The sequence below is a fragment of the Arthrobacter sp. 49Tsu3.1M3 genome (genome assembly GCF_900168135.1).
GTDB lineage: Bacteria > Actinomycetota > Actinomycetes > Actinomycetales > Micrococcaceae > Arthrobacter.
In genome coordinates this window covers 308,695-319,342 of the sequence record NZ_FUZD01000004.1, presented here as the reverse complement: position 1 = coordinate 319,342, position 10,648 = coordinate 308,695, and the positions used below count along the sequence as shown (strand labels likewise).

Here is a 10,648-nt window from a genome sequence, read left to right as displayed (position 1 = left end):
GGTGCCGGTGCGGTTCAATCAATGTCCCGCAAGGGCAACTGCTACGACAACGCGGTGATCGAGAACTTCTTCGGTCACCTCAAGGAAGAGCTCTTCCACCATGTCCGGTTCATCAGCACCGACGCACTGGCAGCGGCACTGCACGAATACATCCGCTGGTACAACACCGAACGGATCTCAACAAAGCTTGAGGGCCTGAGCCCGCTGCAATACCGTGCCCAGGCCCTCGCAGCCTAGGCTCTTACCAACCAGTCCAACTTTCGGGGACCAGTTCAGGACCAACACTGGACATGTCCACTGCAGGGCCGAAATTCCGTGGGCATGTTCCGTGGCGCGGGCCAGGGATGGGCATATTGGCAATATGTCCATTGCTCGGGACCAACACTGGGCATGTCCCGCTGAGGGGACGGGGTCTCGGCGCAAGCCCAGGAAGGCACGTTGCGCGGAGCTCGTGAATCCTGCAGGACATGTCTCGCCGCGCGCACCAAGAATGGGCATGTCCCGTGGCGCCGGCCGCACAGCCCTCCCGCACCTGCCCGCCCCTTCCGCGGCGCTGAGTCGCACGAGCATCAACCTTCGTGGCAGAATTGATTCTCGTGCCACAGGTCAGGCCTGGGCACGGTCCGCTCTGGTGTAATGGCAGCACCCCGGCCTTTGGAGCCGTGGAGTATAGGTTCGAGTCCTATGGGCGGAACTTGGCGAGACACACTGCGCAACCAAGCAAGGAGAGCCAATACGTGAGCCCCGAGAATACTGGCCCAGCCGCCGTGATCGTCCTAGCTGCAGGGGCCGGTACCCGGATGAAATCCCGTACCCCCAAAATTCTCCATGAGATCGGCGGCCGCTCGCTGGTCGGCCACGCGCTCCAGGCGGCCCGCAGTATCAGCCCCCGAGAGCTGGCCCTGGTGGTCCGGCATGAACGCGACCTCGTCGCCGCCCACGTCGCCGCCCTCGATCCGCAAGCCCTGATTGTGGACCAGGATGATGTGCCCGGCACCGGCCGCGCGGTCGAGGCGGCACTGGAAGCGCTCGACGCGCTCGACTCCCAAGGGCGGCTGGGCGGAACGGTCGTGGTCACGTACGGCGACGTCCCGCTGCTCACCGGTGGCCTGCTCGGCGAGCTCGTCGCCGCCCACGAGGCCGAGGGCAACGCCGTCACTGTTCTCACCGCCGTGCTCGACGACGCCACCGGCTACGGTCGCATCCTCCGTGCGGAAGACGGAACCGTCACGGGAATCCGCGAACACAAGGACGCCACCAGCGCCGAACGCGAAATCCGTGAGGTCAACTCCGGCATCTACGCCTTCGACGCCGCCGTACTGCGCGACGCGCTGGTCCACGTCACCACGGACAACGCCCAGGGCGAAAAGTACCTCACCGATGTCCTGGCCCTGGCCCGCGCCGCCGGCGGCCGCGTCGCCGCCGTCGTCACCGAAGACCGCTGGCAGGTGGAGGGCGCCAACGACCGTGTCCAGCTCTCGGCGCTCGGCGCTGAACTCAACCGCCGCAACCTCGAAGCCTGGATGCGCGCCGGCGTGACCGTCGTGGATCCCGCCACGACGTGGATCGACGCCACGGTGACGCTCGACGAGGACGTCCGCCTCCTGCCCAACACCCAGCTGCACGGCAGCACCACGGTGGCGCGCGACGCCGTCGTCGGCCCGGACACCACGTTGACCGACGTCACGGTGGGGGAGGGCGCCACGGTGATCCGCACCCATGGCTCCGGCTCCACGATCGGGGCGCGCGCCAGCGTTGGCCCCTTCACGTACCTGCGCCCGGGCACCGTCCTGGGCGAGACCGGCAAGATCGGCGCGTTCTACGAAACCAAGAACGTCACGATCGGCCGCGGCTCGAAGCTGTCCCACCTCGGCTATGCCGGCGACGCGGAGATCGGCGAGGACACCAACATCGGCTGCGGCAACATCACGGCCAACTACGACGGCGAGAAGAAGCACCGTACGGTGATCGGCTCGGGCGTGCGCACCGGTTCGAACACCGTGTTCGTGGCCCCCGTTCGCGTGGGCGACGGCGCCTACAGCGGCGCCGGTGCGATCATCCGCCAGGACGTCCCGGCCGGCGCCCTCGCCGTCACCCTGGCCAAGCAGCGGAACTCCGCAGGCTGGGTTGCGGCCAACCGCCCCGGTTCCGTCTCCGCCGCCCTGGCCGAGTCCGCCCTGGCCCAATCAGCCCCGGCCGGGTCCGCCGTCTCCGCGGGCGCCGCCCCAACATCCTCCACTACTCCGGCACCGACAGAAGAGGGCTAGCAATCATGAGCGAAATTACGGCACACGGCGAGAAGAAGCTGGTGCTGGCCGCGGGGCGCGCGCACCCTGAGCTGGCGAAGGAGATCGCGAAGGAGCTCGGCACCGAGCTGCTGCCCTTGGACGCCTACGACTTCGCCAACGGCGAGATCTACGTGCGGGCCGGCGAGAGCGTCCGAGGCACCGACGCCTTCGTGATCCAGGCCCACCCGGCCCCGTTGAACAACTGGCTCATGGAACAGCTGATCATGATCGATTCGCTCAAGCGGGCCTCCGCCAAGCGCATCACTGTCGTGTCCCCGTTCTACCCCTACGCCCGGCAGGACAAGAAGGGCCGTGGCCGCGAGCCGATCTCGGCACGCCTCGTCGCCGATCTGTACAAGACCGCCGGCGCCGACCGCATCATGAGCGTGGACCTGCACACTTCCCAGATCCAGGGCTTCTTCGACGGCCCCGTGGACCACCTGATGGCCATTCCGCTCCTGGCCGACTACATCCGCACCCGGGTCGGCTCGGACAAGGTCACGGTCGTCTCGCCGGACACCGGCCGCGTCCGCGTGGCCGAGCAGTGGGCCGAGCGCCTCGGCGGCGCGCCGCTGGCGTTCGTGCACAAGAGCCGGGACCTCACCGTGCCCAACCAGGCCGTCTCCAAGACGGTCGTGGGCCAGATCGAAGGCCGCACCTGCGTCCTGATCGACGACATGATCGACACCGGCGGGACCATCTCCGGCGCCGTCCAGGTGCTCAAGAACGCCGGCGCCAAGGACGTCATCATCGCCGCGACCCACGCCGTGTTCTCCGACCCGGCGGCCCGCCGGCTGTCCGAGTCCGGCGCCCGCGAAGTGGTGGTCACCAACACGCTGCCGATCACCGCGGACAAGCGCTTCCCGCAGCTGACCGTGCTCTCCATCGCGCCGCTGATCGCCCGAGCCATCCGTGAAGTGTTCGACGACGGCTCCGTCACCAGCCTGTTCGACGGCCAGGCCTAAGCCAGCCGGCGGAGGGCCCGGTTTCAGAAACCGGTCCCTCCGCTGGTAGCCTTGTACCGAAACCTTGGCGAGGGAGAGCGCCGGTCTTCCGAATTGAATTCCGTATTGGGAATTAATTGGAACCCGGACTGCTGGTCTCCGTAATCGACTGGGTCTGAATCTCCTTCTGAAGGGCAGCCGCACGGCAGCCCGGCGTTGAAGGTCGTAAACAGACCTCCGCCCTTGCTGAACACCGTTTAGTCCCACAGCTTGAAATTCCACGAGGAGATATCCATGTCTGAGCAGAAGCTCGCAGCAGAAGTCCGCACCGAATTCGGCAAGGGCTTCGCCCGCCGCGCCCGCATGGCCAACCTGATCCCGGCCGTCATCTACGGCCACGGCGCCGAGCCGATCCACATCACCCTGCCGGCGAAGGCCACCACCCTGGCCGTCCGCACCGCCAACGCCCTGCTGACCCTGGACATCGACGGCGAGCAGCACCTGGCCCTCGTCAAGGACATCCAGCGCAACCCGATCAAGCAGATCATCGAGCACCTCGACCTGCTGACCGTCCGCACCGGCGAGAAGGTCACCGTTGACGTGCCCGTTCACCTCAGCGGCGAGCTGGCTCCGGGCAACGTCCACAACCTGGAAATGACGGTCGTTTCCGTCGAGGCCGAGGCAACCCACCTGCCGACCGCCATCGAGGTCAGCATCGAAGGCCGCAGCGCCGGCGAGCACATCCACGCTTCCGACCTCGTCCTGCCGAAGGGTTCCACCCTGCTGGCCGACCCCGAAGCACTCGTCGTCAACATCTCCGAGGCCACCGAAAACGTCGAAGAGGGCGAAGAGGGCGAAGCAGCCGCGCCGTCTGCCGAAGCAGCAGCCGAGTAATTCCGGCAAATTCGACGGCGGCCGGGTCCCTCAGGGGCCCGGCCGCCTTCGTCTGTCTCTGGTGCCGTGTCCGGTGCGGTATCCCGTGCGGTACGCGCCCCGAGGCCGGCTGCCTGCCCCGTCCGACTTGACCCGCCCCACTGGCCGTTTCCCCCGGCCGCGTCCCACCGAAGGACTGAACCATGACCGACACCTGGCTGATCGTAGGCCTTGGCAACCCCGGATCCGAGTACAGCCACAACCGGCACAACGTCGGCCAGATGGTCCTGGACGAACTCGCCTCGCGCGTCGGCGGTGGCTTCAAGTCGCACAAGTCGCGGGCCCAGGTCCTCGAAGGGCGCCTGGGCATCGGCGGCCCCCGGATCGTGCTGGCCAAGCCGCTGTCATACATGAACGTCTCCGGCGGCCCGGTGTCTGCCCTGGCCCAGTTCTACGGGATCGATCCGGCCCATGTCATTGCCGTCCATGACGAGATCGACATCCCCTTCGACACCGTGCGGCTCAAGATCGGCGGCGGCGAAGGCGGCCACAACGGACTGCGCGACATCTCCAAGGCCCTGGCCACCAAGGACTACCTGCGGGTGCGGGTGGGCGTCGGGCGCCCGCCCGGACGGATGGAGACCGCGGACTTTGTCCTGCGCGATTTTTCCGCGCCGGAGAAGAAGGAACTGCCCTTCCTCATCGACTCGGCTGCCGACGCCGTCGAAGTCCTGGTCCGGGACGGCCTCACCGCCGCCCAACAAAAGTTCCACCCCGCCAAGGCGACGTAGCTCCGTTCGGACGTAAAAGCAGGCAAATTAACATGCAGCCAAACGCCCCGACGGCGGGCCGGGCCGGGCCCGCGGCAGGCGGGCGACGACTAAGTTGCATGCGGATTACGTGTTTCCTTTCCAAGCTTTCCGCATTCCAGCTATGATCTGTCTACTCTCACGTCGGGGGATAGGGATACGCTACTTCTAAGTGGGCAGTCCGGGGTTGCTGTCTGCAAAGCGGTACGAAGGAAACTACATGTCGAGGGATTCGCTGGGCTGGGGGAATGTTTCCACTACATTGGCACCCGCCGAAGAAGAACATGCTGCCGGCCAGGTCGCAAGACACGGCTGGTCCGGTTTGGCGCGGAACGCCGATGCCGAGCGTGTCCGCCAGGAGCTGCTTGCCCAGGACCGGATGGGCGTCGTCATTACTGGCGACCGCGGCGTGGGCAAAACGCTTGTCGGCCGGACTGCCCTCGCGGGCTTCGGCCCCGAGGTCTACACCATCCAGCTCCGCAGTTCCGGGCCGGGTTCGGCAACGCCGTACGGCTGCCTCGCCTTCACCCTTGCGCGGCTCCCGCAGAGTTCCCTGGGCTCGCCGACCGCCATCCTGCACGGCATTACCTCGCTGATTCGCGACGACGCCGCCGGCCGCCAGTGCGTGATCCTGCTGGACAACGCCGGTTCCCTCGATGAACTCAGCACCGGGGTCCTGCTCAACCTGCTGCAGACCCGGACCGCCCGGTTGATCGCAACGGCGCAGCGCACAACTGACCTTCCGCCCGATTTCTACTGGCTCATCACTTCGGGCCAGCTCGCCGAGGTCCGGCTCGCCAACCTGACCGAGCTCGAGACACTGGAGGTCCTGCAGTCAGCTTTGGGCCATCGGGTCTCGACCGCCCTGGCAAGCCAGCTGCACCAGCTGGTCGGCGGCAGCCCCACGCTCCTGCAGGCCGTCGTCTCCGAACAAATCGAGCGCGGAAACCTTGTCCTGTCCGGATCCGTGTGGACACTGCTCGATGAGGTTGTTCTGGATGGCCGCACGGCGCTGGAGGATATTGTCCGGGCCAGGTATGCCAGGGAAACACCCGAGGCCCGGGAGGTCATCGACGTCCTCTCCTGCGCTCGGACCCTGCCCCTGTCCCGGCTCGCCAGGATGTACAGCCCCGGTGTCATCGCCGACATGGAAGAGGCCGGCCAGATCGTGGTCGACCGCGCGGACCGGCACCTTGTCACATTGGGCGACCGCTACCTCGGCGACATTGTCCGCAACTGGCTCAGCGTGGAGCGCCGGCTGGAGCTCCGGGACAAGGTCCCCGGGCACCAGGAACATGAACTGGACGAGCTGACAGTCGAAGACCTGCTGGCCTACGCGGCCTGGACCCACGACTGCCACGCCCAGCTGGCACCCGCCCACGCCGTGGCGGCTGCCAGTGCCGCCGTCAAGCTCTTCGACCCGAAATTTGCCCTCAAATGCGCCGGCAGCCTCTCCCCCTCGGACCCTGAATGGGCCGAAGGGCAGCTCCAGAAATCGGCCGCCTACCTCCAGCTCGGCCTGCCGCTGCAGGCCATGTCCGCGCTGGACGACGTCTCCGAGCGGCAGGTCAACGACCTCGCTGCCGAGAACTTTGCCGAATTCATCGCGGCCAAGGCTGACTGCATGGCATGGCTGGACGACCGCTCCGGCCAGGTCCCCGAACTGCTCGGGCAGGCCAGGGTCCGGCTCCAGGACCTGAGCCTGGACGAGCCGTCCCCCGCCCCTGCGGCGCTTGCCCGGGCGGGGCTCTGCCTGGATCTGTGCGAGTTCAACTACTTCTCATTCATCGGGGATTTCGAGCCCATGATGGAGCGGCTTGCCACCGCGGCCACCACGGACGTGCCCGGCGCCGATCCCGTGCACCGGCTCAGGTCGGCCATCATCCTGATGGAGGCCTGGTCCATGACCGGTCACGAACTCGATGCCCGCAAACTCATGCGGGAAATCGGGGGTCAGCTGGGCGAGTGGTCCAACGTGCCGCGCATCCGGGAAAACTTCGCCTGGCGCTCTTTCAACGTGCTGCTCCTCTCGGGCCTGTGGCGCCAAGCCATCGACATGCTCAAGGACGCGAGCGGCCGGGCCGGGCACGGGCTGCATTCCGGCAGCGCCGCGACGGACCTCGCCGTGGGACTTGCCTATGTCTATGCCGGCCGCGGGTACATGGCACTGGATCCATTGCTGGCCGCGATCGCCCAGCTGGAGGTCCGGGCGAGCCTGCAGTCCCTGCGCCAGGCCTACGCCGCCACTGCTTTTGCCTACGCCCAGACCGGCAACTCGGTCCAGGCCACGGTCTATCTGGACCGGGCCCGCTCGGCGGATGGCCCGGCGCGCTTCACGGTTGGCAGTTCCACCGAGTTCTGCATGGATATGGCGTCGCGGTGGCTCGGTGACCCCGAGGCCAAGGACAGGCTGATACGGTCCGCGGAGGAGCATTTCCGGAAGGGCCGCTACACCCTGGCCGGCATCTGCATGCTCGGGGCCACCGTCAACGGCACCGTCAAGGATTTTCTTTTCATGGAGGAAATCGCCGGGCTGCGGCAGGGGCCGCTGGCCGAGCTGTCCCGGACGGTCGCCGTCGGAAGCCGGAAGAAGGACGCCGCGATCATGCTCGAAGCCGCCGGGCAGGCCGCGGGCCTCGAACTGGACGCCGTCCAGGCCCGGTGCGCCGCGCTCGCTTTCGACTTCGCGAAGGGCGCCGGGCTGACCGCCAGCGCCAACGCCGCCTACAGCATGCTGGAGAGCCTCTCGGAGTCCGTCCCGGCGCTGCCCGTCATGCCGCGCAACAAGGGTCCGCTGCTGACAGACCGGGAGCGGCAAATCGCCACCCTGGCCGGAAACGGGGTCTCCAACAAGGACATCGCCCTGGAAGTGGGCATTTCCGTCAGGACCGTGGAGGGCCACTTGTACCAGGTGTTCACGAAGCTCGGCGTTTCTTCGCGAAGTGATCTGCTTGGACTCATCTAAGGGGCCGGCGGGAACCCCCGGCACGGCGCCGGCCCGCGCCTTGACCGGGAGGTCGGAAGATTTGATGTCGGCAGTGGAAGCCCTCCAGGGCGGCAGCCATGTGGCCGTGTTCGTCCTCGGCGACAGCGGGATGGGCAAATCAAGGCTCATCGATGCCGTGGTAGGGGAGCTCGGCCCGGAGGTGACGCCGGTGCCGATCCACGGCAGCGCTTCGCTGACCAAGGTGCCCTACGGTGTCCTGGGCCCCTTCATCGTCGGACTGCCGGTCCAGGAAGCAACATCGCAGCTGGCCGTGCTGAGGACGCTGTGGGCGCACCTGGAAGAGCAGAAGCGGGCCACCCAGAAGCCCCTCCTGCTGGTCGTTGACGACGCACACGATCTCGACGAGGCGACGGCGGGAATCCTCGCGGAGCTGGCGGCGGCCGGCTGGGCGAAACTGCTCGTGGGCGCGGCGGCCCGGCCCGGACTGCCGGAACCGCTCCTGCAGCTCTGGTTTGAAGGCATCGCCGAACGGCACGACCTGCGCCCGCTCACCCTCGCGCAGACCACAGAGATGCTGGAGGGCGAGCTCGGCTCGCAGGTGCTGCCAAACGTCGCCGAGATCCTCTGGGAGGCCTCCGGCGGCAACCCTATGCTTCTCAACGGGCTCCTGGACGACGCCAGGAACGACGGGACGCTGCTGCGGCGCAACGGTGTCTGGTTGTTCACCCGGCACCTGAACAGCCACGGTGACCGGCTGACCGACGTCGTGCGCCGCCAGTTGCTGCTGCGCTCGCCGGAAGAACGGCAGGCCCTGAACCTCGTGGCGCTGGCCGAACCCGTTTCCCGGGAACTGATCGAGTCGGTGGCCGGCGAAGAGGCCGTGGGATCGCTGATTGACAGCGAACTGGTCCGGGTCACGGACACCGGAACGGGTGAGCTGCGGCTGTGGCATACCGTGTACGGCGACACTCTGCGGAACCTGATTTCGCCGGCCAGGAGCCTGCAGCTTCGGCAGAGCCTGCTGCGCAAGATGGACAGCGAGCCGACGTCGGCCGAGGGACTGCTGCGGCATGTGAGCTGGTCGATCGAATGCGGCGCGGAGGTCGAGGACCGGCAGCTCCTGAGGGCGGCCGTGCTCGCGAGCCGGCTTTACGAGGACGAGCTCGCCCGCAAGGCTGCCGTCCTCGTCAAGGATCCGGAACTGCAGATGGCGGCCCGCGCCGTGATAGCACGGACCCGCTACAACGCCTCCGACTACGTGGCGGCACGGGACATCCTCGACGCCGATTTCGGGCAGGGAAACAGCATCCCCGGGCTCCTGGCCGGATCCCTCCTGTGGGCCGCAACGATGTCAGCGCTGGGCAACACTCCGGCGGAGATCATCAAGCGGGCACAGGTGCTCCGACGCGCCGCCGAACGCCTCGCCGCGGCCCGGCCGGATGACGCTGAAGCCATTCACCGTGCCACGGAAGAGCGGCTGGAGATCCTGGAAGCCATGGTCCTGGCGCTGGCGGGCGAGTACGCGGCAGCACCGGCCGCGGCGGCGGCCGCAGAGGACGCGGCCGCCGGCACCCCGCCGTCGAACACCCCGTCGTCGAACACCCCGTCGTCGAGCACGCTTGTACAGGCGTTCCGGCTCTGCCTCGACGCGGAGCGGCTCCTGGCCGGCGGCAAGGGACTGAGCGCCCTCGCCGCGATGAACCGGGCCATCGAGGCCGCCGGGGCCGACCACGACGAGCTCTACTTCCTCACCGACTTCCTCGTGGTCCGTTCCGCGGCCGCAGCAATCCACTCCGGCGACTGGCAGGGGGCGGAAAGCCTCCTGACCGGCTTCGTCGCCGGATCCGGGCCCAACCTGATTTCCTTCGGCGGGGGAGTGCACGCGGCGCACGGCATCATCCTGCTCTATCAGGGCAAGGCCGCCCAGGCCCTGAACACGCTAAGTGCCGCGCTCGAAGCGCTGCGGTTGACCGACCCCCAGCAACTGTTCGCGCTCACGGCGGCCATGGCCTTCGCGGCAGCCGCCGAAGTCGGTGCCCAGACGAAAGCGGAGCTTCTCCTTGCCGACTTCGAGGCAGCACCCGCGGCCTTGCCGCGGTACATGCGCTCGCTGGCCGCGATGGCCGTGGTCTATGGAAAGGCCCGGCTCGGGAACTACCCGGGTGCCATCGCGGAACTGAAGCGGCTGGGCCGCCCGTACCCGGAAGTGGACACCGCCGGCCTCGAACTCGACGCGCTGGCCTTTTGCCTGGCCCTGGGGGACACGGACTCGGCGCCGAGGCTGCTCGAACTCCGGGCCGGGCTTGAGGGGCCAAGGCCCGCCGCAATCTGCGCCTACGCCGCAGCCATCAGCACGGACAACGCCGCAGACCTCCTTGAGGCCGCCAAAACCTGTGAGGCGGCGGAACTGTGGGCCTTTGCCGCCCTTGCCTACGACGCCGCGGCGCACGTCTACCGGGCCGCTGGCGACACCCTCAGGGAGCGTATGGCCAATTCCCAGCGGAAGCGGTGCCTGGACCGAGCCGATGACCTTCCCGGTGACGAAGCGGCCAAGAACGATGACTCGCTCGGCATACTGACCCGCCGCGAGCGTGACATTGTGGCGCTTGCTGTACGCGGCCTCACTGACCGGCAGATTGCCGCAGAGCTCCAGGTGTCCGTGCGCACGGTTGAAGGCCATCTCTACCGCAGCTACGCGAAGCTCAACGTCAAGGGCCGTGAGCAGCTTCCCGGTATCGGCGGCCACTAGCGGCAAGCAAGGGAGAGGCCGTGTGGGGCCATCTCCGG

The 10,648-nt window shown here is 67.6% G+C and carries 7 protein-coding genes and 1 tRNA gene; all 8 read left to right on the top strand.

Going from position 1 to position 10,648, the window contains the following annotated elements:
- The coding region (locus B5X90_RS08010) for an IS3 family transposase (RefSeq protein ID WP_143264682.1) at positions 1-237 on the top strand (237 nt) is incomplete at its 5' end.
- Positions 238-622: 385 nt separating this feature from the next.
- Positions 623-694 (top strand) — tRNA-Gln (locus B5X90_RS08005).
- Between the two features lie 43 nt (positions 695-737).
- On the top strand, positions 738-2,267 hold the full coding sequence (gene glmU, locus B5X90_RS08000; RefSeq protein ID WP_079551687.1) for a bifunctional UDP-N-acetylglucosamine diphosphorylase/glucosamine-1-phosphate N-acetyltransferase GlmU: 1,530 nt from the start codon (positions 738-740) through the stop codon (positions 2,265-2,267).
- 5 nt (positions 2,268-2,272) lie between these two features.
- On the top strand, positions 2,273-3,253 hold the full coding sequence (locus B5X90_RS07995; protein WP_018774662.1) for a ribose-phosphate diphosphokinase: 981 nt from the start codon (positions 2,273-2,275) through the stop codon (positions 3,251-3,253).
- A gap of 273 nt (positions 3,254-3,526) precedes the next feature.
- The gene (locus tag B5X90_RS07990; protein ID WP_028276489.1) at positions 3,527-4,126 is read left to right on the top strand and encodes a 50S ribosomal protein L25/general stress protein Ctc; all 600 of its coding nucleotides are present in this window, start codon (positions 3,527-3,529) and stop codon (positions 4,124-4,126) included.
- A 182-nt stretch (positions 4,127-4,308) separates the two neighbouring features.
- On the top strand, positions 4,309-4,896 hold the full coding sequence (pth, locus tag B5X90_RS07985; protein ID WP_026537746.1) for an aminoacyl-tRNA hydrolase: 588 nt from the start codon (positions 4,309-4,311) through the stop codon (positions 4,894-4,896).
- 238 nt (positions 4,897-5,134) lie between these two features.
- The gene (locus B5X90_RS07980) at positions 5,135-7,879 is read left to right on the top strand and encodes a helix-turn-helix transcriptional regulator (protein ID WP_079551685.1); all 2,745 of its coding nucleotides are present in this window, start codon (positions 5,135-5,137) and stop codon (positions 7,877-7,879) included.
- Positions 7,857-10,610, top strand: a complete 2,754-nt coding sequence (locus tag B5X90_RS07975) for a LuxR C-terminal-related transcriptional regulator (RefSeq protein WP_372702878.1) — start codon at positions 7,857-7,859, stop codon at positions 10,608-10,610. Before B5X90_RS07980 ends, B5X90_RS07975 begins: the two co-directional genes overlap by 23 nt.
- Positions 10,611-10,648 lie beyond the last annotated feature (38 nt).

Excerpts from the sequence above, each read along its gene's own strand:
- B5X90_RS07995 (WP_018774662.1), top strand. The coding sequence starts at position 2,273 with ATGAGCGAAATTACGGCACACGGCGAGAAGAAGCTGGTGCTGGCCGCG.
- B5X90_RS07990 (WP_028276489.1), top strand. The coding sequence starts at position 3,527 with ATGTCTGAGCAGAAGCTCGCAGCAGAAGTCCGCACCGAATTCGGCAAG.
- pth (WP_026537746.1), top strand. The coding sequence starts at position 4,309 with ATGACCGACACCTGGCTGATCGTAGGCCTTGGCAACCCCGGATCCGAG.
- B5X90_RS07980 (WP_079551685.1), top strand. The coding sequence starts at position 5,135 with ATGTCGAGGGATTCGCTGGGCTGGGGGAATGTTTCCACTACATTGGCA.